Source organism: Exiguobacterium alkaliphilum 12/1 (assembly GCF_000714435.1).
GTDB classification, from domain to species: domain Bacteria; phylum Bacillota; class Bacilli; order Exiguobacteriales; family Exiguobacteriaceae; genus Exiguobacterium; species Exiguobacterium alkaliphilum.
The window spans coordinates 1-25936 of sequence record NZ_JJMW01000063.1; the positions used below are offsets into that span (position 1 = coordinate 1).

General features: G+C 48.7%; 19 protein-coding genes and 1 pseudogene. 16 read left to right on the forward strand and 4 right to left on the reverse strand.

Annotated elements, in window-relative coordinates; genetic code table 11:
- Positions 1-41: 41 nt before the first annotated feature.
- From RT52_RS12750 to RT52_RS12775, 7 genes are all read left to right on the forward strand, one after another.
- Positions 42-839 carry a hypothetical protein gene (locus RT52_RS12750; protein ID WP_034817829.1) on the forward strand — a complete coding sequence of 266 codons (798 nt, stop codon included), beginning with the start codon at positions 42-44 and terminating at the stop codon, positions 837-839.
- 213 nt (positions 840-1052) lie between these two features.
- Complete coding sequence (locus RT52_RS12755) at positions 1053-1943, forward strand: hypothetical protein (RefSeq protein WP_034817830.1); 891 nt, start codon at positions 1053-1055, stop codon at positions 1941-1943.
- Positions 1944-2458: 515 nt separating this feature from the next.
- Positions 2459-2878: a hypothetical protein gene (locus RT52_RS12760; protein WP_034817831.1), complete on the forward strand. Its 420-nt coding sequence runs from the start codon at positions 2459-2461 to the stop codon at positions 2876-2878.
- A 246-nt stretch (positions 2879-3124) separates the two neighbouring features.
- The gene (locus tag RT52_RS12765; protein ID WP_034817832.1) at positions 3125-3346 is read left to right on the forward strand and encodes a hypothetical protein; all 222 of its coding nucleotides are present in this window, start codon (positions 3125-3127) and stop codon (positions 3344-3346) included.
- Entirely contained in the window at positions 3343-3519 is a 177-nt protein-coding gene (locus RT52_RS16405; protein WP_156028822.1) for a hypothetical protein, read from the forward strand. Before RT52_RS12765 ends, RT52_RS16405 begins: the two co-directional genes overlap by 4 nt.
- Positions 3520-3540: 21 nt before the next feature.
- On the forward strand, positions 3541-5175 hold the full coding sequence (locus tag RT52_RS12770) for a hypothetical protein (RefSeq protein ID WP_034817833.1): 1635 nt from the start codon (positions 3541-3543) through the stop codon (positions 5173-5175).
- Between the two features lie 23 nt (positions 5176-5198).
- Positions 5199-6068 (forward strand): hypothetical protein, encoded by an 870-nt coding sequence (locus RT52_RS12775; RefSeq protein ID WP_034817834.1) that lies wholly within the window; start codon positions 5199-5201, stop codon positions 6066-6068.
- Between the two features lie 95 nt (positions 6069-6163).
- Here the strand turns inward: RT52_RS12775 and RT52_RS12780 are convergent, their stop codons facing one another.
- Positions 6164-8248: an alginate lyase family protein gene (locus RT52_RS12780; protein ID WP_034817835.1), complete on the reverse strand. Its 2085-nt coding sequence runs from the start codon at positions 8246-8248 to the stop codon at positions 6164-6166.
- Positions 8249-8503: 255 nt separating this feature from the next.
- On the opposite strand from RT52_RS12780, the pseudogene RT52_RS12785 reads away from it, so the two are divergent.
- The 3 genes and pseudogenes from RT52_RS12785 to RT52_RS12790 all read left to right on the forward strand — a co-directional run.
- Positions 8504-8863 (forward strand): annotated as a pseudogene (locus RT52_RS12785) (helix-turn-helix domain-containing protein); the annotation flags it as partial.
- 22 nt (positions 8864-8885) lie between these two features.
- Positions 8886-9026 (forward strand): IS3 family transposase, encoded by a 141-nt coding sequence (locus RT52_RS17675; protein ID WP_081852719.1) that lies wholly within the window; start codon positions 8886-8888, stop codon positions 9024-9026.
- 154 nt (positions 9027-9180) lie between these two features.
- Positions 9181-10992 (forward strand): SH3 domain-containing protein, encoded by a 1812-nt coding sequence (locus RT52_RS12790; RefSeq protein ID WP_162174547.1) that lies wholly within the window; start codon positions 9181-9183, stop codon positions 10990-10992.
- A 184-nt stretch (positions 10993-11176) separates the two neighbouring features.
- Here the strand turns inward: RT52_RS12790 and RT52_RS12795 are convergent, their stop codons facing one another.
- Entirely contained in the window at positions 11177-12040 is an 864-nt protein-coding gene (locus RT52_RS12795) for a tyrosine-type recombinase/integrase (protein WP_034817837.1), read from the reverse strand.
- A 12-nt stretch (positions 12041-12052) separates the two neighbouring features.
- Positions 12053-12493, reverse strand: a complete 441-nt coding sequence (locus RT52_RS12800) for a sigma factor (protein ID WP_034817838.1) — start codon at positions 12491-12493, stop codon at positions 12053-12055.
- Positions 12494-12817: 324 nt separating this feature from the next.
- On the opposite strand from RT52_RS12800, the gene RT52_RS12805 reads away from it, so the two are divergent.
- From RT52_RS12805 to RT52_RS12825, 5 genes are all read left to right on the forward strand, one after another.
- Entirely contained in the window at positions 12818-13756 is a 939-nt protein-coding gene (locus tag RT52_RS12805) for a hypothetical protein (protein ID WP_034817839.1), read from the forward strand.
- Positions 13757-14284: 528 nt separating this feature from the next.
- Complete coding sequence (locus RT52_RS12810; RefSeq protein ID WP_034817840.1) at positions 14285-16372, forward strand: heparinase II/III family protein; 2088 nt, start codon at positions 14285-14287, stop codon at positions 16370-16372.
- Between the two features lie 114 nt (positions 16373-16486).
- Positions 16487-18556: a heparinase II/III family protein gene (locus RT52_RS12815; RefSeq protein WP_034817841.1), complete on the forward strand. Its 2070-nt coding sequence runs from the start codon at positions 16487-16489 to the stop codon at positions 18554-18556.
- Between the two features lie 149 nt (positions 18557-18705).
- Entirely contained in the window at positions 18706-21042 is a 2337-nt protein-coding gene (locus RT52_RS12820) for a hypothetical protein (protein ID WP_034817842.1), read from the forward strand.
- A 22-nt stretch (positions 21043-21064) separates the two neighbouring features.
- A complete protein-coding gene (locus tag RT52_RS12825) occupies positions 21065-21568 on the forward strand; it encodes a hypothetical protein (protein WP_245175545.1) in 504 nt (167 codons plus the stop codon).
- Positions 21569-21602: 34 nt separating this feature from the next.
- On the opposite strand, the gene RT52_RS12830 is transcribed toward RT52_RS12825, so the two are convergent.
- Entirely contained in the window at positions 21603-23411 is a 1809-nt protein-coding gene (locus tag RT52_RS12830; protein WP_034817843.1) for a hypothetical protein, read from the reverse strand.
- Positions 23412-23700: 289 nt separating this feature from the next.
- On the opposite strand from RT52_RS12830, the gene RT52_RS12835 reads away from it, so the two are divergent.
- A complete protein-coding gene (locus RT52_RS12835; protein WP_034817844.1) occupies positions 23701-25773 on the forward strand; it encodes a bifunctional metallophosphatase/5'-nucleotidase in 2073 nt (690 codons plus the stop codon).
- The last annotated feature ends 163 nt before the right edge of the window (positions 25774-25936 follow it).

Genomic DNA, 25936 nt, shown 5'->3' on the forward strand with positions numbered 1-25936 from the left:
TTAGTGTCTCATATAGCTAGGTCAGTCTAGAGTTTGCAGTTTTGAAAACCATTCGGCAGAAGAATGTGACGTATTATCAAATCTCACCTAGCCTATACATCCAACACTCTAAGAAAGTCACTTTCTCGAATCCGCCCAAAACGGTCATCAATCAATTGAAAAAAGAAAAAATTGTTTACGCAGGAACTCAGTATATTTCATACCTGGATCGTGTAAATGATAAAGACTTTTTAGATAATATCAACACGTATGTTATTACAGATTTAAATTTTGACGGGTATCCTGAATTATTTATGGGGATGGCCGCGATGACGTCTCCTGAATTGTATACGGCTCTTACGATAGAAAATCATCAAGTTAAGAAGATTGTGTTTACAGGGGATACGGGAGGATCGAACTATTGTTATAACGGTGCTCAGTATTTGTTCAGTTGTAGAAAGAATAAATTACATTTGGGAGTGCCTGGACTATTGAATCTAGAGCGACGTTTGGATTCAAAAACGAAAAAGGGGCACTGGATTGCTAACGATGGTACACAACTCAATTATAATAACTATCAAGGCAGCTATCTAGAACTTAAATTGAATGGAACGAACCTGTATGCAAAAGAACGTTTTTACTACCAATACGATAATGAATATTCACTGAAAGAAACTTATCGTGTGAATAAAAAGAAAGTATCACGAAGTGTATTTGAAAAGAGCTTGGCTCAATACAAACAGTACAATAAAACTCAACTCTACAAAAAAAATCACTCTTCTTACGGCGACTTTGATGAAGCTCCTTGGTCTGACTATAAATATCATATTGAACAAGGTGTGAAGCAATTAAAACAGTAAGAAAGACGAATTTCGTTTTTGCGTAATTGGATGAATGGTTTCATCGTTATGTAATCATTAAGCTCACCCCCATGGTGAGTTTTTTGGTATATTCCCATTTTCAGAATTTGAAAACTCATTTCCAATTCGTTAGGAAATCAACAAATTTTCACAGCTTAACTTGATACAATAAAATCGATTTCAATTCAAACTCGAACGATTGGAGCGTTATACATGAAAAAATGGATGTTAGCATTTATCTTGTTTCTGGTGATGACAGTCGCGCCTGTGGAGGCCGCAAGTCATACGGAAACATTGATTCAACAACTTCAAACCACTTCAGAAAATGGGTATAAGGTTCACTCTTATGAGCTCGCTCAAATGAACAAATCGAAAATGAGAGAAGTTGTTGTTCTCTTTAATCGCGACACGTTCACCAACATGGCAGATGACTATCTCATCAAAGTGTATGAATGGAATAATGGGAAGTGGAACGTCATTTACAAGCGCGAATATTTAGAAGTGATGAACTTGAAGTTTCTCACGGTAGGCAAACTTGGTGGCTATGACAAAGTCGTATTTGGACAATATCACGGCCTCGATACGGAAAATGTGATGTCTCCCATCATCATCGGTTCACCGGACGGGCAGAAGATTCGTCTTCTAGGAGATTCCCCTAGTATTTTTTTTGGAAACGCTACTATAAAGAATGATACGTTGTACATCATGCGTCGTTCCATCGTTACGCATCAGTTGAAAATGAAGGGCGGCAAGTTAATACGTGTCGGAACGGGAACTGGAAAAGATGATCGTTACGTAGCAGGCAATCCGAAACACTGGATCGGCGTCAAAGGGAGACAACTGATCGGTCCAACGACCATCACGATGAAAGTCGGTGAAAAAATCGGAGTAGGTCGATATGATGCCAGCGTAGACGGAGATTATCTTTATTCCCCTTACGCGTTCATTGAAAAAAATCCTGTGATTGAGTGGGACGACCGGCGTCTTGGATTCATCGCCAAACAAAAAGGAGTTACTTCGATTAAATTGAATGCGACAGTACGTTATGATGGTCCAAAAGTGTATCCGGCGGGGCAATTAGAAGTTCAAGTAATTGTGGAGTAAGAGTAATCTCTTTTCTCGTTTTATGATGCTGGAAGGAAGAAGAAATTTATAAATGAAGGGCAATAGCATATTTTTAAAAACAAGCGAGGCTATTTGTCGTAATAAATACTTTGGTTCTCATGGTTGGATTGTCTGTTCCTTATACTTACGCTGGCGCACATGCGAATACATTGTGTCAAAAATGAATCGCATCTTACCAATTAACAGACAAACATCTATCAAGCAAAACATATGAAGTTGCGTTCGCTAAAACGCTTGACGTTCGAATGTGATATCGAACAGTTCTGAAAAGATTCAGGAACTTCATGTCTTTCAATAAGCCGAACAGGATGTCAGCCATGGCACCCTGTTTCTTTGTTATACTGCAAATCTCGTTTGTCGACATTTGTCGAGATATTTTTTGAGAATTTCAGAATTTCATTTCCCTGTTTCCGTGATGTGACGTCCTATATGACAACAGCCTTGCTACTATCAATATAGCCATTATTCTATTCAGGAAAGTAGGGAATTGTACGATGCGTCATCTTATCAAGTACGGAGTCATCGCACTCATCATAGGCCTGTTCTTCTCGAGCGAACGGATGTTGATTATTCCGCTCATCTTCCTCATCCTCGCCGTCAGCATCCCGCTTCAAATCTTCTATGCGCTTAAAATCAAGAAATGGGAAAATGAACTGAAGCGACGAGATGTACGTCAAATCGAATTTCATGACTTGCTTGAAGACATGAAGGCGATTTGGTGGGTGTCGAACCATCCAACATATTGGGGCCGCTGTAAGACGATTTATTTCGCGGCGCTTCATTCGCGAGTGTTGTCATTCGAGCAAAAGCGTGAACTATTTGACGTGTTTGATCATTTAAAAGTGAAAGGAATCCCGTATCCGAAAGGGCAGTCGAATGCATCAAAAGAAATCAAGGCCCATGATCATTTTTAAGAAGAGCGTTGTGTGACTAAAAAGAACAGTAGCGGTTACAGTCCTGGTGTGTCATCAGAAACATTGCTGCCGTACTTTACGAAAACGTATGGTTGTATGTCGAATGTGAACAGATGAAGGGGACGATTCGATTAAAAAACACTCATAAAACGAAATGGATACATAAACATACGAAAGAAAAGAGGGAATGATATACGGAACACTGATTCGAAGAAATTAGGATGACCGATGAAAGGGAGAAGTGTAATGGAGAACAATATTACTTTAATAATTATTATGGGCATTCTCGGTATTTTACTATCAATTCTTATGATTGGTGCTGTTTTAGCACTGCCTTATTTCTTTATCCGAATGATTCTCAAGCAAATCGAGTATGGCAAAGTCATTAAAATGTGGGGACTCGACTTAAAGAAACGCCACACGACACAAGTGGAGTTTCATCCTTGCTACGAGATATACAACAGGTGAAGTGGAGTCCAAACTATCCGGAGTATTGGGGCTATTGTAAACATATCTTTTATGCGACGTTGCATTCGCAAGACGTGACACTCGAACAGAAACGTCAACTGCACGAGGAAATGGAACGTTTGAAAGTGCGCGGACTGCCGTATCCGCAATCAAGACAAAACGAAAAAATATGAAATAAACAAAGGGGGATAATCGTGAAGCGGTTAATAGGCGGTTTAGTTGGGATTTTAGTGCTGGTATCTACGCTGAGTGTTTCAGCCGAGGTCAAGATGTCCACGTTAAGTCAAATCAATGAAAGAGATCCATACGGCTATGTTGTCAAAGGGGATACGTTATATCTGTCAAATGGCGACTTGAAACTATACGATATGGAGACAGGGACATTGTTACGAAAGCACGAGGCGGATTATGGGGATTGGCTATTGGATGTCAGTGATGACCAAGCGTGGACTGTCATGTCCGATTCTTATGGGGGAATTCGCATCCTGAATCAGTTTGGAGAAGTCACCCATGAACTGAGAAATCTAGAGTATTTAAACGAAACGTATCACATCTATTCAGATATGCAAGCAAAGTTTCTTCCAGGAACCTCGACGCTCGTTATCGCGACAGATGAAAATCAGTTGATTTTTTATGACGTTGAACAATCTTTCGTTCGGTTTGTTCGAGGTATGGATACATCAGGAAAGTTAAGCGTATCCAATGCTCATATTGCGATGGGGTATGACAAGTCGATTGCTCTGCTCAACCATAACGGGCATAGTGTTCGCGAGATTATGGAAAATAAACAAATTGTCTCTTACGATTTAACGCGAAGTGGACAACTGGCCTACAACACGAACGATGGGATTGTGAATATATATAGCAACCCTGCATTTACTGGTATGTCGAAGCGACTTGGGATCACTACGAAAATCAACCTAGACGAGACAGGAATGTTTATCGGGACGACGAACGGTCAACTGTATGATATCGAGTCAGGGAAAAAAATCTACACGAACATGAAGTTTGATACGGTCGACTTTAACGAGGACACATCTCGCTTGATTACGATTGGAGATGGGCCAATCAGAGTATACAACGGGCTTAATTTAAAAAAACGAATTCATCACTTGTCTATTCAACTAGGGAAAGCTGATTTGATTGAAGGAACAGAGCTTATTCCTTCGGTCCTTGTGACCGGTAAAGATCAATCGACATCAATTGTGAAAGACAAGGTCGTATGGCGGACAAACAATTCGCAAGTTGCTTATTTCTCACAAGGTAAGCTGATTCTGAAATCACCTGGCCGGGTTGCAATCAAGGCGACGTATGAAGACCATGAAGCAACACTAGAGGTGACAGTCAAAAAAGACCCACGTCCTTCTGATACGGAATGGTTGAAACAGCAGAAACAAGCACTTGAGCAACGTCGTACATTTTTGAATGCACCGTACACACTTTATTCGAGCTACAGCAAAGTTGGGGGCGTCGCAGGCAAATTTACGCTTGACCAGGATGTGATTTCACGCGGGAAATTCAAAGGCAACTGGATGTATGGCACGTATCGAGGTACGAAGAAAATCGATGAGATGCTGTTGCTACTTGACTATGAAAAACGTGATATCACGATAGACGAGGCTCGAAAAGTCTTCGGTAAGCCGATGTGGGACATTGATGTGGAAGGGAGTGCGAGTCGATTGACCCGAGGGACGAAAACGATTGATCAGTCGGAATTATCAAGACTCACGCTACATGCAATCAATAAAAAACACGCGCTTTTCATCATGTATGATTTGGAAGGGAAAGCAGTCTACTTCTACTTCACTGAATCACTCCCATCTGGTTGATTACAAAAAATGGAGGAATGAATATGAACAACCGACTGAAAGTATTTATTCTTTGTGTTGTTTTGATTTTTGTCGCGGTACCGGCAGAGGCTGCGCAATCGACGGATCAATTCGTCAAAGAACTAAAAAAATCAAATCTAAACGGTTACACTTATGATGATCACCAGTTGATTCAATTAAATAGTTCAAAACCGCTCGAAGTCGTATCGATTTTTAAAAAAGAGGAGGCGTATTGGAACGATTACATGGTCCTCGTACACGAACTGAAGAACGGGAAATGGAAACAGTCATATCGAAGGTCATTCGAAGATCGCTCAAACCTTATGTTCATCTCGAAAGGGAGAATGGGTGCAAGCGATAAAATTGTGGTCGGGACGTATGAAGGGAGCGGCAGTTTTCTAGAAGCTTTCCTGATTGGATCTCCGAATGGTCGAGACATTAAATTGATGCATCAAAAAAGCGAATTGTACAAAGGGAATGCGCTAATCATTGATGGGGTTCTCTTTTACACGAATGGTTCGATTGTTCAACAGAAGTATCGTGTTCAAAACGGGAAAGTCGTATCGGCTGGACGTGCGACCGGACGTGATGATCGATTTATCGCCGGGAATCCGAAAATCTGGCTCGGGCTGAAACACTCAGGTAAAAACGCAGTTTATGTAGGCAAGACTACACTATATGTAAAAGTCGGAGATCGAATTGGAATCGGGCGCCATGGATTGAACGATAGCCGTGGGTATGCGTACAGGGTAATGAGCTATGATGGTGGGACTACACTTGACTATGACTTAAATCGTCCTGCTCTGGTCGCGAAAAAGAGAGGGACCAGCGTGTTGTCGCTCGAACCGGAGGCATATGGCGATGCTGTAGAAATTACAGTGATTGTTCGTTAAGTCCGCTCGCATCACATTTACGCTTGTTGCTCGCTTCATGACATAAGAAAACAGGCTGACACCAAACTTAATTGTGGGGTCAGCCTGTTTCTTGTTCACATCGGTACTTCGAGTTGTTTCGTTTCTTTATTCGACAACGTGTAAGTGACGACGTAGTTGGTCCCGACAGCCTTGACGCTCGCGCTCGTGATCGTAGTCTTCGATTGGTCGAGCCGGATGAGCGTCACGTAGCGGACGTCCTTCCCGGTATTGTACGAGATGACTTGCGGGCGCGGTTTCCATTCATAGTCGCGGACGGCGACGAAGCTCGAGCTCGTACGCATCGAGGTGCCGTTCAAGTTCAACTGCATGAGCTGTACCGTCCGTCCGTTCGAATCGCCATACAACACGTTTTGAGTCCCTATCGAACTCCGGAGGAGCGTCAGTCCTTCGGCGAGGTGGAACCGCTGCACGTATTTCGCCGCAATCGGAGAAGTGACCTTGTCGTAGACGACGAGCGTCTGCGCTTTGTCATAGACAATCGTCCGACGGTGGGTCGCCCCTTTTCCAATCAATTTGCTCTCGCCAATCGCAAGATGGGTCGCCCCATTATCCCGTGTCGTCACGATGCGGCTCTTGCCGCGCATCGCCGCGCTCAAATCAAGGTTTTCCCCATCCCGGTGGACGGTGTTGTGCGCCTCGACCCCGAAGACGCGCTGTCGCTCTGGGCGGTTCGTATAGCCGTAGCGTCCGGTCTCGATGATGAAGTCACGCCCGAGCCCATACACGTCAATCGTCAAATCGTCCGCGTGTTTGTGCGCACTCGAATGATAGCCGGCCGTCATCATGACCTGGGTCGCGTTCGAGAAGGAGCGTGGGGGATTGGCCCAATACTCGCGCATGAAGCTATACTGTGTCCCGACGCGTTTGACGAGATGTCTCGGCATGACGCCCTCTTGCCCACGACTGACCGCATAGGCGAGCTCTGGATAGTCGGCCGTGTTCGGGATGATGTTCATCGTCCGGATCGCGCCGGACGTGTCCCCGAAGATCGGGAGCGTCCCGTTCGGTTTCACCATGTACGTCAATTGCTTCGGCATGTCCTCCATGTTCGCCATGCTTGGCGGGAGGACGAACCGGTTCGCCTCGGCCCAGTCGAGGAAGCGGGCGAACGTGTGGTACATATATGCCTGGTATCCCGGCGAGTGCTCGAGATGGACGGCGTCACGCGAGATGCTGTGCGTGATTTGTCGTTGAAGCCGTGTGTTCGCGAACGTCTGCCATGCTGCGCTCCGATCAAACTCAGGGAACGTCTGGGCGATGGCGGTGAGCGCCATGTCTTGGAAGATGCCGTGGTTATGGTACTCCTTATAAAAGCTCGGTGTGGCGAGGAGCGTGCCATGGTCATACAACGTCTTCAACATGAGCCCAGTGAACGCCGGGTCTTTATTCAGCGACGTCTTTTTATAGACGTCCCAGAAGTTCAACAGATGAAACGCACGAATCGAGGTGCCGTGGTCGTTATAGGGCCAGCGGTACTGTTTGTAGTTCGCGATGGGGTGCGCCTTCGTCCAACTCTTGATGAGCCGTTCCCCATAGCGCAAATAGGCAAGGTCCCCCGTCGCGTTGTAGGCCTGCGTCAACTGGTTGAGCGTCGTCAAATAATGGATTTGGAATGGATACGAGTTGCTGTCTGATGCCGGTATACCGGTATGCCAGTTGAACGTGTCGACGTTTTTGACCGTGAGGCGAAACGGCGCGGTCGGCACATACCAGTCACCGCGCAACGCCCGGTCCGCATATTGAATCGCCCGTGTGTTGCCGAGCTGCTCATATTCATAAGGAACATGAGAGCGAGTCGTCTTCATGTAATCGTGGGCGAGGGCGCGCGTGTTCGGCTGTTGGAAGCTCGATGCGGTCAAAGGCCTCGCGACAAGCAGTTTCGCCTCGCTCTTTTTCAGATATATTTTCTTATTGTTCTCGACGGCCTCGAAATACCATCCGGAAGGTCGGATGACGTTGTAGCGTTTCGTCCCGGATAGTTGGGTTGTCGGTGTGATTTTACGTTGTCGCAATTCGTGAACGGTCGCGTTCGGAACTGAACGGATATGGAAGTATGGATCGACGCTTGCGTCGGCTGTTGACGGTGCCATCGTGATGAGGAAGCTGCCGATTATCAGACTTGTGATTGTTTTTTTCATCGTTACCTCTATTGGAATTTGATTGACTTCTTTTTAAATATATCACAGCAAGAACCGATTTCCTTATTCTTGAAAAATTGAAAAAATTGTATAACAAGTGGCGGTATAATGAAACGAGATGAATATAGATCGGAGAGGAACAGATGAAACTTTTTAACAAAGGAAAGGGACTGGCACTGGTGAACTGATATGCTCCCCAATAGGTAGACAGATGAAATAACAAATCTGTTTATTCTTATCGGGGAGTGTTTTTTTATGGCGAGAAGTCGGCATTCGATTGAACAAAAACTGAGTGCGCTACGTATGATGGAAGAAGGGACATACACCTGGAAGGAAATCGAGGAGGCCCATCACGTCTCTGAGAATACCCTCCGGGTGTGGAAAGTGAAATTCGATACCGGTGGGATCGATGCGTTGAAGGAGTCGAAGACATGGAAACATTACACCAAGGAACAGAAGATCGCGGCCGTACGTGACTATCTCGATGGGTTCACTAAAATGGAGGTTCTCTCCAAATATCATATTAGTAGTTGGTCGGTTCTATATCGGTGGATCAAGAAGTATACTGGTCATAGCGAGTTAACAGAGCATCGACAACGCCCCGATCGAGGGCTTTTGGGGCACCCTGAAAGTCGAGATGTACTACCTGCGTGAGTTCCAGGCCTATAACGAACTCACATCGGCCATCGAGGCCTACATATCGTTCTACAACCATGACCGTTTCCAGAAAAGGCTAAACGGCTTGAGCCCTGTCGAATACAGGACTCAAGCCGCCTAGTTTGGTTTTCATTATTTGCCCTGTCTACTTGACGGGGAGCAGTTCAATCGGAATGAGTCTTAGTGTGTTGGTCTTGACGCCTGTCTTGACGACGACGCAGGTTGAGGCTTCAAGTTACAACTATTCTGCCGACCAGTTGCAGGCGCTTGCGAACTTGAACAAGTTACGGGTTGAGGCAGGTATGAAACCGGTCAAGTTAGACCCATTCCTCACGAAAGCGGCGACGAACCATTTTAACTATCTCATTACAAACGGTGGGTCGTATGGACACTCAGAGGTGAAGGGACATAAAGGTTTCACAGGGGTAAAACCTCAAGACCGAGTATTGGCGGTCGGTGGTTCTGTGGGAGAGTATTTGAGTGAAAACATTGTATTTGCAACTCGTATTCATACAAACAGTATTATGGAGTTGGTACATGAAGCACCGCTTCACCGTGAGGGGTTATTGAACCCTGATTTACAGTCAGTAGGTATTGAGGCTGAGAAGGGGAACCAAAAAGGGTTCCACGTCATCAAACTCCGTATTGATGAATACGGCGAGCGTGCTACTGACCATGTCTATCCAGTTAACGGTATGAAAAACGTCAACCCGTTATTCGGGGGTAACGAGATTCCGAACCCGTTGAAAAACTACGGGATTTCGCAGTCGGGACATATCTTAACATACTGGTATCCTTTAGATGTAATGGTTTTTGACAGCAAAAACTTCTCATTTGTATTAAAAGATTCGAAAGGGGTAGTTGTTCCTGCATTTGTAGATTTCAAGATGAATCAAGCGGTTCGACTTATCCCTAAACAGCAGTTGAAATGGGGAGAGACGTACACGGCTACTGTAAAGTGGACGAGTCCTGAGGATAAGATGTCAGGCGGTCGTACTTGGTCATTCACGACCATGACTTCCGACCCGAACGGGGTAACGCCTACGAAGCCGACGCCACCTCCAGTTGAGGTTATCAAGGAGAGTAAAGATTACACGGTGATTAAGGCTCAGCCATTGTACGCATCCAACAGCACGTCATCGAAGCAGATCGTACAAGTTCCTGCCAATGCAAAGGTTCGTTCTATTGAGAAGCGGGCTTCATGGATGAAAGTAACGTATAACGGCAGTACGGGTTGGGTTGCGGTCAACAATTTGAAGGCGTATGTCGCTCCGAAAACGGTCACGATGTATGCGAACAAGGCGACAAAGGCGTATACGACTCGCTCGACAAAAGGTAAGGTCGCATTTAACCTTGCGAACGGTGCTAAAGTAACTCGGACAGGGGTAAACGGCTCTTGGTCGCAGGTGAAGGTCGGAACGAAGACGGGTTGGATCGCATCCCGAGATTTGTCGGCTGTGCTCCTAGCCAACAGGATCAAGACACAGTATGGTAGCCATATTTACGGAGTTAATAATCAAGCAGAATATGATGCCGTTATGAAAATCGTAAAAGATGAGTTTGCTAAAAACTTTAACTCGAAAGATTTCGAGTTACCAAACGATATTTTTCGTGTCATGAATGGTGAGAGGGGTACTAGAGATAGGAATGACCCTGCTTTTCGTTCACCTAATAATGGTGGGTTGTTGAATGCGGAGTTAGGTTTAGCGCCTGTTCTTGAGGGTAGAGTTTCATTTGAAACTTACCAAAGCGTGCATAGAGCAGACTCCTTTGCGAGTTATTTGGAAAAAAAGTATAACTCTAAATCTGTAGTAGGGGATAAGAATGTAAAATCCGCCTATGATGTTCTAATAAATAAGAAGATGGATTGCGATGCCAGTGCACAATTGCGTTCTATAGTATACGATATGGCGGGTATGGATAATGCAATTGTAGGAGATGGAGTAACCCATGCCGTTATTGTCTTTAAAGTCAAAGAGGGTTGGACAGAGAGTAGCTTAACGCCTTACAGTAAGAAAGACATTGATTCGCTTAATTCATTGAGTGTGTATCTTTCATACACGCAGTCAGGTGCAAAAATTCAATAATCATCGAAAGAGGGGTGACACCCTCTTTTTGTTATGACTTCTTTAGATACAGCATAAAACGAAGGATAAGAGCGTTGTGTTTAGAGATATAAATATAGGTTAAGTGTAGTGCAAATATACAAAGGAGGAATCAGGATGAAGCGAATGACAAGGTCACCACGAACATATACGTGGTGACCTTGTTTCAATCCAGATTGATTCGATTCACGGCGTTCCTCAAATGGTTCTCCTTCACACGAATGTATCGTCGCGTCGTCTTCGGCTCGGCATGACCGAGGAGCTCGGACAGTGTCGTCTCCATGACGCCTTGGTCGTACAGATGTGTCGTGAAGGCGTGACGCAACGTGTGCGACGTGATCTCATAGCCGAGTACATCGGACGACGCTTCGGTCAGGTGGCGATTGATCGTCGTCTTACAGATAACGCCCCCGCGGCGGGACGGGAAGACGTAAGGGGACGGGCCATGACGCCGCTCTTCCTCCATATACGTCCGCATCACGTCGTAAATGATGTCGTTCAACGGCACCGTCCTTGACTTGCCCGCCTTCGATTCATGGACGTGGACACGGCGTCGCTCCAAATCGAGCGCCTCCGTCGTCAACAGTCGGACCTCGTTGATCCGCATCCCGGTATGGAGCTGGAATGTCAAAAACGTTCGATAGAGCGGGACGTCGATCGCCTCGATAATCGAGAGAATCGTCCGTGGTGTCGGGACGTCGGAAGGAAGACGTTCGTTTACTTTCACCCGCAAGCGGAGGAACGGATTATGTGCCGTCAACTGTTCGGTCATCGCCCAATCGTATAGGCCACGGAGCGCGCTCAAGTAGTTATTGATGGTCACGGGTTGGCAGTTGTTCGCGCGGAGCGCATCGATATACGGCATGACGTCCTGCCTCGTCTTGAAATCGTCGAGCCGGGCGTCCTGCCCCATAATGGATAAGAACCGATCGAACTTATATCCCGCGTGGTCAATCGTGTTCTGTGCCTTCCCGGTCACATGTAAGTAGTGGAGGTGTCGTTTGACCGCCTCGTCGATGCGAAGATTCATCGTCATCTCTCCTTAATTGGTGTCTTCGCGGAGCATCCGGTACAGCTCGGCCCGGTATGCCCGGAGCCGGCTCGGTGAGTAGCCGAGCGTGTCCTCGGTGCCGCAAAGCATATGGCAGAGTAACGCGTAATGGCGGGGCGGTAAACTGTTTTCTTGATCGGATAACCATAGGTGAAACGGAAGTGGGGATTGCCCCGTTTCTGGGAGATGCTCGCACGTGACCTCATGGACGAGCGTCTTTTTTTGCTTTGCTCGATGGTTGAGGATTGCGCCGCGGATGCGGATGAAGCAATACGTCTTCGACAACGTCTTCTCACCGAGTAGGGCGCGCCATAGGGCGATACGTCCGGCTTGGGCGCAGTCGTCAATCTCGTTCGGGTGAATGTGGAGCGTGCGGATGACGTAATGGATCATCGGCTCCCAATCGTTTAGTTGTTCATTAAAGTCTGACATCGTTCGCTACTCTCTCGCGCGCGTTCGGTTTTCCTAGGTGAATCCAGCATAATGGTTGTTATAAAGAAATGACGGTTAGGCGAAACAACGCCTAGCGCTTATTTCATCTATACGGGACGTTATACATAACGCTTGGCCTGACGTAACGACGGGGATGGCGAGGTGTCAAAACCGCATAACAACCATTATGGGAGGATGGAGGCGAATTGAAACAAAAAGGAATGAGAAAGTGAAGAAACGTTTATCTCGTTTCAGTAATTTGAAACCTGATGGGGAAGGAAGCCTGATATTATTTGGAGTAGACAAAAATTAGGAGGATTACTTATGAAATGGAGCAAACAACTGATTGTCGTATTGATGACACTTGTTTTTGTGCTTAGTATGGGTCATACCAGCGAAGCATCAAGCCTGGAAAAACAATCGACTGCGAACCTACAAAAACAAATCAATGCCTTAAAGAAAGAAAACAGTGCATTGAAGAAAAACTTGGAAACCTCAAAAAAGGAGATCTCGAACTTAAAAAAGAAAGTGACGAATGTCGAGAAAAGCAATAAATCTCTTACGGCTAAAATTAATGAGTACAAGAAATATGAAAAAGGAGTCAAAACGAAGAGTGGGGTTGTAAAAAGCATTCGGGTGACAGAAAATCAAGCTGAGTTTTATTTAGACGGTCAGCGTCTTCTACCTACGGTGAGCAAAGGGAAGACACCACGCACGTTCGTATTTGATAATCAATTGTATGCACCGATTGAATCGGTAGGCAAAGCCCTACTAGGTGGACAAAAACCTACTACTTGGAATGCAACTAAACAAGCAATGTACTTTGGGATTGCTCCAAAAGGGAAAGTACAACCATTGACTAACAATAATATTTTCGATTACTCGAGTATAACTGTAGATGATAGTAGAGATGGAAACGATATTAGTTTTAAAATTCTAGAAGATACTTACTATCCATCAAATGTAGTTCAAGGAAGTTGGGGATCTTGGGTTCAATATGCGCTTAAAGGGAACTATCAATCAATCAAAGGGAAATATGCAATACCGCAAAACAGATTAAATGATGATAATGAATCTGCATTAAGCTTCCACAGTGTAGATTCTTATGGCAATAAACAACTGATTCAAAGGTACAATATAAAGAGTGGGGACCCATTCGTGAATGTCGACGTCGATCTCAGCGGAGTTCAATACTTACAAATCACTTTGGACAGAAATTATTCAATTTTCCATAATATCACACTTGAAAGTTTAATCGATTAATCTCTAGTCTGCCCTCGATTGGACTTTTTTGTCGGATTATGTCGACAAAGACCTTGAGTAATGGACGCTCTTGTTACACTCTTGCTAGCCAGACAGGCCGTGTCAATCATAGCACGTGACGACGAACATCTTGAACGCATTCAAGACGATGTTGATTGTATCCGTCCGTACGACAAGCACGGTCGTGACTGAAAGGGCAGACAGCGGTGCTTATGTCCGTGTCTTTGCGGGGACACGTCAACTTGGCAAGACAACCATTGCTTCGTCGAAAGCCACTTCCCAGTGAGCATCTCGAAACAAAAAAAAGAACTGTACTCCCCGTTCGCGTCTCTCGGGTCGGCTATGCCACAGGAGAACGAAAAATGACTGCAAATGAATGGACTTTAAGCGTCTGCTCTTAAAAAAGAGTGGGCGTTTTTAATTATATTGGTTTAAAAGGTAAATGATATCCACTTTTTATTGTTTATAAACTCAAAGTTGGATACAATTTACAAATGAAATCCTTTTAGAATGGTGAGGTATTACAACATGAACCGATTAAATAAATCAATTGCCTCGGCACTGCTCGGTGGAACACTTATCTTAGCTCCACTCGCGGCCGAAGCGAACTCAGACTTCAACGTCCGGGTCGCGCCGAAGACGACGATCCATCAGATGAAAGACAAGAAGGTCGTCCCGCTACAGACGGTGAACACGACACGCGAATATCGAATCGTCCGTCCGTCCGGTTGGTATTATTTAGCGATGTCCGGCGGGAAGCCAATCTATATCAAGAAGAGTCAAGCTCAAGTCGTCCCGGCTCGCTCTTTGACGAAAGCACGAATCTCGTCGCCGGCGAACCGGCTCTTAATTCACGATTATATGAGACAGACGCCCGGCCACGCCCCTTACGAGTATGACCGGTTGACGACGGATCAGGCGCGACAGTTCGCAGACCGAGCGCTCCGCGGCGACTGGTACATCCCGACGGCGCCGAACCAGTTGCTCGTCCCGAACATCGACACGTTCAATTGGCATAAGGACGTCCCGGCGGTCGACAGCACGTCGTATGCGTTCCAGCTCCACTATTTCACGGTGCTCAACCAACTGACGCAAGCGTATAACAAGACCGGAAACCGAGCGTATCTTCAGTACGGGGAGCGAATCATCAAGAGTTGGACGAAGGCGCACCCCGCAGCAAACTATAAACGGCTCCGATGGGGGTACAACGATCAAGGGACGGCCATCCGCGTCTTCCACCTGTTGAACTTCTGGGACGTCTACAAGAAGACAACGCTCCATAAAGACCCGGCCTTCACGGAGCTCATGTTAAAGACGATTTATGAGCATGCCGAGATTCTCGCGGCACCGGACTTCTACAAGGCCCGCCACAATCATGGCATCTTCCAAGACATGGCACTCACGGCCATCGCTCAAAGTTTTCCCGAGTTCGACAAGAGCGCAGCCTGGCAGACGCTCGCGAACAATCGGCTCCAGACACAAATCGCGCACAGCATCTCGTCGGACGGGATTCACCTCGAGCACTCGCCGGGCTACCAAGTATACGTCTATCACACGTTCGCCCGTTTCTTGACGTGGGCCGAGGCGAACGGCTTCACCTTGCCATCTCGCATCGAGGACATCAAAGAGATACCGGAACAGCTCACGTATATGGTGAAACCGAACCGGACGCTCCCGATCTTCGGCGACACCGCGGGCCACCTCCGGGCGATGAACATCATCCCAGGGACGGCCGATTACCCGCATCTCGCCTATGCGGTCAGCGGTGGGACGGAAGGGGTCGAGCCGCCACTTCTGACGAAACAGCTCGGGAGCCAGTACAGCTTCATGCGCGAATATTGGGCCAATCCGCCTCAAGCTTTCTCTGGGGCGACCCAGGTCATGATGACGGCCGGCTATCATTCGAGCGCGCACAAGCACGCCGATGATTTGAGCATCGACCTGTACGGCCTCGCCCGCGACTTCATCGTCGAGACGGGTCGTTACGGCTACACGAACCGTCCCGAGCGGAGAGAAGTGTTCAAGGTCGAGGCGCATAACACGGTCCACCGCTTCGGCGAAGGGCTCGATTTGAGTCCTGACATGGTCGGCAAGAGTCGGATTGTCTCGGTCGAGGACCTTGGTGCGACGAGCGTCGCCATCGGCGAGAGCGAGCTGATCGGGAAGGGTGGGGTGCATCGACGCACGCTCGTCTACGACAAGGCGAAGACGCTCGTCGTCTATGACAAAATCACCTCGCCAGAGCCGGACATGTTCGTTCAACGCTTCCATCTCGGCGACGGGTTGACGCTCTCGCGCGGTTCGATTGAACAGAACGACGTCACGTTCCGCGATGCGACGCGCCGTACGATTCAACTCATGCAACTTGAGACGGACGAGGACTCGTATATGGCGATTCGACCGAGTCACTTGTCGGTCCGTGACTTCGAATGGAAGCCGCGTGAGCAGGTCGTCTCGGTCGAGTATGGCGATGACGTGCGATACATCACGTTGATTCGCATCGATCGTTCGAACACGTACATCGAACAAGCTGATATTGAAGAACGTGAGACCGATTACGTCCTCTCCTATACCGTCTCGAACGGAGAGACGGGTGAGATGACGATTCCAAAATAATCTTAGCCCGGCCACGAGCCGGGCTTTTTGGCGTCAAGTCGGATTTTGATTGTATCCAATGCCCTGTTCAGGTAGAATTTTCAAGTGATGAATGGAAATGAAGTGGGGGACATGATGGAACGCTCAATCTCAAAACACCTCGTCGCTCAGCTCACGACACGGGCGCACAGTGACTGGAACGCACGACTCGCACCTGGGACGATGGTGTACCAATTGAAAGGCAAGGCGGTCGTCCCGTATGAACGGACGAGCGAGACAACCGAATATCGTATCATCCGTCCGTTTGGGCGCTACACGATTGTCCGGTCACGGTCACGACAGTTGCTCGTACTGACATCGATGGTCGAGTTCGTCCTTGTCCGTCCCCTCACGAGAGCGAGAGCCGCGAACGGGTTGAATCGGGTGCTCCTTCACGACTATATGCGGCAGAAGGGAGCGTTGATCCCTTTTACATACGAACGCCTGACTGACGAACAGGCCATCATGTTCGCTGATCGTGCCCTCGTCGGCGATTGGTACATCCCGACGGCACCGCACCATCTGCGTGTCGAAGCAATCGAACGGTTCGATTGGGAGCGCGACGTGCCGGACGTCGACAGTAAGTCGTTCCGTTTCCAACTCCACTATTGGACGACGGTCAATCAGTTGACACGGGCTTATCGCACCACGGGTCGGATCGACTATATCGCGTATGCCGAGCGTATCGTCCGTAGCTGGACACGACAGTACCCGATGTCTCAGGTTTCAAGAAATCGTGTCGCCTATGACGGGCACGGTACCGCCGTGCGAGTGTTCCATCTGATCGGATTTTGGGATGCGTTTCGACAATCGGCGCTACATCACGACTCGCATATGACTGAGCACGTCTTGAACGTGGTGCATGACCATGCCGTGCTGCTAGCGTCACCAAGCTTTTACCGGGTGCGTCATAACCACGGGTTGTTTCAAGACATGGCACTCCTTGTCATCGCCGAGACATTTCCTGAGTTCGAGGCGAGCGCGGACTGGGGGCGCGTCGCCCGAGACCGGCTCGACGAACAGCTCAAGGCGAGTCTGGCAGATGACGGGACGCACCTCGAGCACTCGCCGGGGTATCACGTCTATGTCTACCATACGTTGGCCCGCTTCACGGAATGGGCCGAGTCGAACGGTGTCGGACTGCCTCGGCGCTTCGCTTTGATTCGGCGTATGCCTGATCGGCTAACCTACATGGTCAAGCCGAATCGGACACTCCCGATATTCGGCGATACGAGCGGACAAATCCGTCCGTTCGATGCGATCCCGGGCATCGGTCACTACCCAGAGCTTGCCTATGCGCTCAGTGGTGGGACGGTCGGGGACCAGCCGAGCGAACTTGTACAGAAACTAGGGACACAGTACGCTGTCATGCGCGAGTATTGGGCGCATCCGAAGCGTCCGTTCAGCGATGCGACCCATATCATGATGACGGCCGGTTATAACGGCTATGCTCATAAACACGCCGACGACCTCAGTATTGAGCTGTATGGTCTTGGTCGCGACTTCATCGTCGAGACGGGCCGTTACGGCTACACGGACCGGGAAGAACGGGCTCGTGCGTTACGGGTCGCAGCCCACAACACGGTCCATCGGCTCGGTGAAGAACTAGACTTCTCGGTCGAACAAATCGGGCAGAGCGGAATCCTCTCCGTCGAGTCTAGTGGGAGAATGGCGATCGCCCATGGGATCAGTCGGCTCATCGGCAAAGGGGTGACGCATGAGCGTAGTGTCGTCTACGATAAGGCGCGCACGCTCCTTGTCCATGATCGAATCACTTCTCCCAATCCTGACCTGTTCGTGCAACGCTTCCATCTCGGCGTCGGACTCGATCTCGTCGGGGGCTCGACCGAGGCGCGTGACGTCTTGTTCCGTGACGTGAACGGCCGTTCGATCCAACTCGTTCAGTTGATGGGGGCGGAAGGTGCTTATATGGATATCGAGGCGAGCCATGTCGCGAGCCGTGACTTCGAGTGGAAGCCACGAAAGCAGGTCGTCTCGTTTGAATATGGCACGGACATCCGGTATTTGACGCTCATCCGTCTCGATCGGACCGACAACCCGATTGTCGAGACCAAACTCGAACGACGTGACGAGATCGATATCGTCACGTACTGGTTATCGAGCGGTACGAAACACGTCATTCGATTCAGTTCAGAAAACAATTGACCTCTTTTGGTAAAATTCTTGATTTTTAACCGTTTGTCTCTTGCGTACAGTTGGAAAGTAATTTAAAATCATTTAAGGAAATTATAATTTTGGATATTCTTAACAGATTTTCAAATAAATCTGACGAGGACGGAAAGGTAGAGGCGAAGATGGATAAATGGATGACAGGCGCGGTGCTCGCGCTGGCGGTATGGACGAGTGGCTTATCGGCAGAAGCCGCACCAATCGATATGAAGAACCGAGAATTGATTGTAGGGAGCGACTATTTCCTGGAGCGGTCATATGATCAGGCCACGCAAAAAAATGTCTATCATTTCGTGAATGACGAGACAGGTGCGCGCGTACTCGCCCCGATTGACAGCACGTATGACATCAGTGTTGTCGCCTTTGGCGACGACGTGTTGATTGAGCGGTCACGTTCGGTCGAGCGCGTCAACCTCACGACGGGTGAGTCGACACAAATCACATCGCCGCATTTCTATCAAGCGATCGTCGACACGGACGTCGCGCGGGGGCGTATCCTCCTCAAGGTGAACTTGCAAGAAGGGGTCGTCATCGACCTCGACGGCAACGTCCTTCATCGATTCACGGGCGAGTCGTCCACGTTCCTCGACAATGGTGATGTGCTCGTCTCAGGCGGGATGAAGACGACGATCCTTGACGCATGGACGTTCACTGAAAAAGACACGTTCTCGATGAAAGATCGGGTCGCTTCAATTTACCCGTTCAAAGAGGAGGATGTCGTGCTCGTCCGGACAGAAGAAGGGCTCTACTTTTATGACGACAAGAAACGGACGCTGACGTATGAGCCGTTCGCACACGAATATCATATCGACGGTGTCTACATGTACGACGGAAAGATGTACTTGATCAATCGGATGAAGTTGACGACGTACGACCGAACGAGTCGCGTCCTCACGACAGAACCGTTGGAGTACAGCAGAAGCGGTTGGTTTTCGATTGCGGCGACGAGTCGCGGCTTGTTCTTAGGCGATAAGCTTTACGGGGGTGAAGACGTCTACGAATTCCCGAAGGCGATTTCACTCAGTGTACCGAAGACGACGAAAAACTGGTACACGAACACCGACTATACCCCGCAACTCGTCGTCACGACGATTGGTGGGAATGTTGTGCGTCCTCGTTTGAGCGAGACGCTCCTTAGCGTCCCGGCGAACGTGACGGCCAGCAATAGTCTCAACGTCACGGCCCCGGGCAAGGTCACGCTTTCGTTCACGACAGCCGGGCTGACGTTCCCGTGGACGCAGACGTTTTATGATTATGTCCCGATTACGGTCGAGTCCGCTGGCACGTTGACTGAGATTAAAGGGAAGACGGCACCGAACGTAGCGGTCTGGGTCGCATATCGCCAGTTCAACGAGACACAGTTTCGTGGCACGAGCGTCCAAGCGGACGCAGAAGGTGTGTACCGCCTCAAGCTCGGAACGACGCTCTATGGGGGTGGCTTGATCACGGTCAGCCATTCGACCGACACGAGCCTCGCTGAGAAAATTGAAGTCACGACGACTGAGCGCGAAGCGTTCGACAATGGTGTGACACTCGTCTCACTCAGTCGCTACAACGGGGCCGTCTTCAAGACGACGCCCGGCGAAACGGTCGAAATCACATACAACGACCCGTACATGTTGACGGGGGCGACCGCCGTCGCCGATGCTTCAGGCATTGCGCGCTTCACGAACGAATTCCCGAAAAACGGGCGCGTCTACTACAAGTTGGCACGTGACGTTGAAGAGGCGTACAAGTTAGAGACAGTGAAAGAAGATTATGGGTTACCGACGGTCGACGTGACCGACGTCTTGCTCATGAAGACGAACGCCGTCTTCTCGGTGAAGAAGGATGCGAGCACGACGCTCCGGTTCCTCGTAGACGGTCAGTCCGTGACGGCGAAACAGCTGTCGCCGACGCGCTATCAGCTTCCGGTCAAACCGGGCGCGACGGTGACCGTGCGCGGTATAAACCAGGCACGCGTACAAGATAAGGCGATTGTCTTGCCGGAAACCGTGCTCAGCCAGTTGCGAATCAATAATGAGATTAGTTCATGGACGGGTATCTTTTTACCGAACTCAGCTGTCACGCTCACGAGCCCGAACGGTGTCGTGAAAGCGACGGCCAGTTCGACAGGGCGGGTGACGCTTCGCTTCCCACGCTTCACGACGGGACAAGAGGTTACGTTGTTGAGCCAAGAAGGTATGTTCCGCCATCAACAGAAAATGACCGTCACAGAAGGCGTGACGCCGAGCATCACAGTCGGTGCGTTGACAAACGCGAGCCGCTCGGTCGCTGTGAAGGCGAACGTCAACTATGGAACAATCACTGTGCTTCGAGGCACGACGGTGCTTGCGACGCATACGGTCACGGCGACGAACTCGACTGTGGCCATCAGTCCGCAAAGTAAAGGGACAAAGTTGACAGTGCGACTCGTCACCCCGCGCGGGAAGACAGTGTCTCGGACAGTCGATGTAAAATAAGTAAACAGCATAGGGAGGAACTATGAGTCGTACAGAAAAACGAATGAAACAATCGATGCGAACATGGATGCAAATCGCAATTGCTTGTATGTTGTTACTGACCGGAGTGTTATGGACTCGGGCTGAGGATGATGCGGACGCAAACTCCGGGCTTTTACCGTCGGTGACAGGGGACTCACTCACGTTCAGTGGGATGGCGCTCCGATTTGACCCGGTGAACGGCCCTTACATTCATGCCAACGCGTCGCACTATCCACTTGGGTTTAAGTCGGCTGTGATTGACAGCCGTGGCTATTTGACGATTCGACGCGATCGCGTTGATTCGGTCGTCTCGATCATTGTCGACCCGGATGAAACGCTCACGGCGCGTGGCATCACAATCGGCGCATCAGGTGGCGGCGTCGTCACGAACCTTTATTTCTACCAAAACGGTCGTCTGCTAAATTTGGCGAAACCGTCTGACTATGCGATTATCGCTGGGCCGTTCTCGAACGCCTGGGTCACGATTATTAGTCAACCGAAATAAGACAAGGTCATCTCGCGCGCGAGATGACCTTGTCTTATTTTAGTTTTGCGTTTTGATAGCCGTAAGCCTTGACGACGAGCCCATCGTTCATCTTTCCGTCATAGTGAGAGAGGACGACAGAATCATTCGGAGGCCAGTTACCGATGTCGATTTTGTCTGAGATCACTTGACCACCGGCGATGTAATTTTTATTGACCGGTAACGTATAGGAATGGACGTTTTTAATCCAGTTCCGATCGTTTGAACGGACGACCAAGTAAGAAGCATATCCGTGCTTGACGATTTTGGCCTCGAAGACAGGGGCCGGTTGATTGTAAGACTTAGGGGCGTTTTCGTTCAGGCGAACGAGTTCAAAGTAACCTTTTCCATATTGCTGATCAAGTTCCGCCTGCTGTTGGATGTCGTAAGTGAATCCTTTCACCATGTTATCGTCAATGGTGATGACCCGATAACTGCCCGGGCTGGTTGTTGTGATGTATCGACCGTTGTCATGTTCGTACGCTTTGAAATCAATGGTCGGGTCTTCTTCGCGTTTAAACGTGATGGAATATAAAACATCATCTTTTATGACAGCCGTCACACTTCGTTTATAAGAAGCGGGTGACTCGCTTCTTTTTCTTACGAGATGATTTGTCTTGACGGTCACACGCCCATTGTCAATGGAGACGTAAGGCGGGCTTGATTGTCTCATGGACAGGACCGTATCGACTGTTCGGACGATAAAACTTACGTCCTCTCTACTGGCGACAAGTCGCTTGTTCGCATCGGCGCTATGATTTTGTGTGAACGCTTTGACATAGGCGTCCATTCGTTCAGGGGAATGAGGAATGTTCAACTGGTTGAGTAGCCGTTCGAGCTGAGCGGCTGTCACCTTGGGCCACATTTGATTAATGACTTTTTCTTCGTTCCCCATTCGCTTGCCTTGGATAATCTTTGTGACTTTTGTCGTTCCCAACACGCCATTTGTTCCGTCAATCACTGAAGCTTTTGATGGTCCGGAAACCGCGTGTACGGTAAACGTATTCGACCCTCGAACCATTCCGTCTTCATTTTTCATATTTAAATATCCGATTTCTCCGTTGTAGTGTGCCTGAATCGAGAACGAATACAACGTTTCCTTCGCGACGTCCCAGCGGTCAATCCTGCCTTTTCCTTTCAGGTTGAAGACCCCGTCGCTATGGAATTGTCGAATCGGACCGTTTAACGTCACGTTCATTCTCTCCTCTGTTGATGGGGCGAAATATGGGGATGCGTTCAAGACGACTTGACGAAGCGGACCGGCCGTCGTCACGGTGATGTTTTTTCGAACTTGCAGTGACAAACTGTCGATACGTGAGGCTGCTTGTTTATCGAGCGTAAACGTTTTGTCGACCGGAACGAAGAAACCGATTGTCAATGTATGAAATCCTACAATTGTGTTATTTTCGATGATTGGTTTTGCGAGCGTACTTCGCAGCGCGGCGGCGTTCTGTTTGAAGAAGGGGAGTAGCGCCGGAGCAATTTTTGCACTTTTCCCGCTGACGCTGGCAATGTCCGTCCCTTTATACGTCATGACCTGATTCAAGCCGTGGTCTTTGATTGGGATTTCAAGGGGCAAGACACTCTTGAACGGGACGTATCCTCTCGTCTTACCGACTTGGATATGGGCCCACCCGTTCTGTGTCGAGATGAGCGAAACGTTCGTGTTCACTTTGAGCGTTTGGATTGTTTTTGCTTTAGAACTCGCGGACACTTTCAACTGGGTCGATTCGAGCGTCTTGTATGGTGACGACGACGCTTCGACGTTTGCCATTGTGAACGTGACGAGCGTGATGATGAAAACCATGAACCATTTTTTATACATATGAATTCTCCTCCTTTATCAAAACCATTATATAGAAACAAGAAGTTATGTGTTTCTAATGTTTATTAAATATGGAAAATGTTTTCTTGTGAAAATTGTAAAAAGTTTTAAAATCTTCAATTCGTGATTGTTGCCTGCCACAATATCCGGTACATTAGGAGTAGAGTGAATGGAGACGAGAAGACGTAACAAGAAGATCATGGCGAGGAAAGCGACTCGCTGGGGTTTCACTATGTAAGCGTTTACCAAATCGGATTCTGTTCACGAAAACTGAAAGGGGAAATGGTTTATGGCACAGAAAACGACACGGAGGCTCTACACGGCACTTGCGGTAGCTGCGGTTTCAACGGCAGCGCTCACCCCAGCAGCGGTGGCAGAGGCGGCACCAGGCGTTGCGACGAAAGCGAAAGCTGTCTCGCTCGGTTCAGGTTACGTTTCAGGCGGAGACCTTGACAAGGCGTTAGATGCTACATATAAAGGGGCGCCGATTCATTGGTATAAGTCGAGCGTCAACATGAAAAAGCTCGGGGAGTTTCAAACGGCACGTGGGATTGTCAAAGGGAAAGGGTTGGTCGTTGAGAAACGCGTCCGCGTCCTCGATTACCCGATGGCAATCGTCGCACCTAAAGAACCGCTCGTCTTCAAACAAGGAAAGCCGGCGACAGGCATCGTGAAGCAACAAGTCCAATTCGTCAGTGGCACATATGAAAAACCAGTACGATGGAGCGGGATTGATACGAGCAAGGTTGGCGAGTTCGTGGCAACGGCTACATATACGAACAAAGGGAAGACAATCACGCTCGAAGTCCCTTACCAAGTCGTTGGTTATCAACTTTCGATCATGCACACGAACGACACGCACGCGGCGTTGCGTTACGCGCCGAACCGCGCGACGGCAGTCAAGCAAATTCGTTCTGAAAAACCTGATGCTCTCTTGATTGATGCAGGGGACGTCTTCTCCGGATCACTCTATTTCAACGAGTTCAAAGGCCAAGCCGACCTCAAGCTCATGAATTATATGAAGTATGACATGATGGTACCGGGTAACCACGAGTTTGACCTCGGGACAGACGCGGGACATAAAGAATTCGCTGACTTCGTCCGCTATGCGAACTTCCCGTTCGTCAGCTCGAACGTCGACTACTCGGGCGATCAGTACTTGAACCGTCTCTTCCGTGACGAAATTACGACAAAACCGGTAAACGGACGTCTTTATGAGGGCATCATTAAAGTCGTTGATGGGAAAAAGGTCGGATTCTTCGGCTTGACGACAGAAGATACAGCGAACATCGCGAGCCCGGGACCGGTCAAATTCCAAAACTATATCGACGAGGCGAAAAAAGCAGTCGAAGCGTTTGAGGCGATGGGTGTTGATCAAATCGTCGCTGTCTCTCACCTTGGATTCGATGATAACCCAAATATGGATAACGATCAGCTCTTGGCAGAAAATGTCGACGGAATCGACATCATCATCGGTGGACACACGCATACACGTTTAGACAAGCCTGTCGTGGTCACGGAAGGTAAAACAGAACCGACCCTCATCGTCCATGCTTATCAATACAGCGAGTTTCTCGGCACACTTGATGTCGAGTTCGACAAAGATGGGAAAATCATTGCTCACGAAGGCCGCTTGATTGATGTGAAAGGACTTGAGCCGGATGCGCGTGCCGTCCAACTCCTTGCACCGTTTAAAGAAGAAGTCGATCGCATCAGCAACGAGCCGATTGGCGTGACGCTCACAGCCCCACTTCTCAACCCACGTTTCTCTGACCCTTCAGACGCCAGCGTCCGTGCCAACGAGACGGCACTTGGTAACTTGATTGCGGACGGCATGCTTGCGAAAGCGAGAGAGTTTGACTCAAGTGTCATCGCGGCCGTGCAAAACGCCGGCGGTATTCGCGCTGGCATCGATGAAGGTCCTGTGACGACAGGAGAAGTCATCACGGTGCTTCCATTCGGGAACACCCTCTCGATCATGGAATTGAAAGGTAGCGAGTTGTTGGCAGCGTTTGAGCGTAGCGTTAGCGCGTATCCACGTGAAAGCGGCGGCTTCCTTCAAGTATCAGGTCTCAAGGTGGAGTTTGACAGCTCGAAGCCGGCGAACGAGCGAATCGTCAAGGTAACGTACAATGATGGAGCGAACGATGTGACCATCGATCCGAACGGTACGTACAAAATCGCAACGAACTACTACACAGCAACGGGTGGCGACAACTACGTTGAGTTCGAAGCGGCATTCAAAGACGGACGCGTCAATGACCTCGGTCTCAGCGACTGGCAGAACTTGCGCGACCATATGCTTGGACTCGGGGAAATCACACCGACGACCGAAGGACGTATCGTCGACGTGAAAGAATAAAAATCTTCAGACGTATCGGACATCGTTCCGGTACGTCTTTTTTGTCGTATCTTGTCGTATCGGAAACGCTTGCGTGAGCGAATTGCGAGTGACATGTAACTCTGTTACTATACAGAAGGATGTGACTCAACAAAATACAATGAGTTATTGATAAAATAAGAAC

Bases quoted from the DNA above. Each gene is read 5' to 3' on its own strand.
- RT52_RS12755 (WP_034817830.1), top strand. From the start codon at position 1,053: ATGAAAAAATGGATGTTAGCATTTATCTTGTTTCTGGTGATGACAGTC.
- RT52_RS12760 (WP_034817831.1), top strand. From the start codon at position 2,459: ATGCGTCATCTTATCAAGTACGGAGTCATCGCACTCATCATAGGCCTG.
- RT52_RS12765 (WP_034817832.1), top strand. From the start codon at position 3,125: ATGGAGAACAATATTACTTTAATAATTATTATGGGCATTCTCGGTATT.
- RT52_RS12775 (WP_034817834.1), top strand. From the start codon at position 5,199: ATGAACAACCGACTGAAAGTATTTATTCTTTGTGTTGTTTTGATTTTT.
- RT52_RS12780 (WP_034817835.1), bottom strand. From the start codon at position 8,248: ATGAAAAAAACAATCACAAGTCTGATAATCGGCAGCTTCCTCATCACG.
- RT52_RS17675 (WP_081852719.1), top strand. From the start codon at position 8,886: ATGTACTACCTGCGTGAGTTCCAGGCCTATAACGAACTCACATCGGCC.
- RT52_RS12795 (WP_034817837.1), bottom strand. From the start codon at position 12,040: ATGAATCTTCGCATCGACGAGGCGGTCAAACGACACCTCCACTACTTA.
- RT52_RS12800 (WP_034817838.1), bottom strand. From the start codon at position 12,493: ATGTCAGACTTTAATGAACAACTAAACGATTGGGAGCCGATGATCCAT.
- RT52_RS12805 (WP_034817839.1), top strand. From the start codon at position 12,818: ATGAAATGGAGCAAACAACTGATTGTCGTATTGATGACACTTGTTTTT.
- RT52_RS12810 (WP_034817840.1), top strand. From the start codon at position 14,285: ATGAACCGATTAAATAAATCAATTGCCTCGGCACTGCTCGGTGGAACA.
- RT52_RS12815 (WP_034817841.1), top strand. From the start codon at position 16,487: ATGGAACGCTCAATCTCAAAACACCTCGTCGCTCAGCTCACGACACGG.
- RT52_RS12820 (WP_034817842.1), top strand. From the start codon at position 18,706: ATGGATAAATGGATGACAGGCGCGGTGCTCGCGCTGGCGGTATGGACG.
- RT52_RS12825 (WP_245175545.1), top strand. From the start codon at position 21,065: ATGAGTCGTACAGAAAAACGAATGAAACAATCGATGCGAACATGGATG.
- RT52_RS12830 (WP_034817843.1), bottom strand. From the start codon at position 23,411: ATGTATAAAAAATGGTTCATGGTTTTCATCATCACGCTCGTCACGTTC.
- RT52_RS12835 (WP_034817844.1), top strand. From the start codon at position 23,701: ATGGCACAGAAAACGACACGGAGGCTCTACACGGCACTTGCGGTAGCT.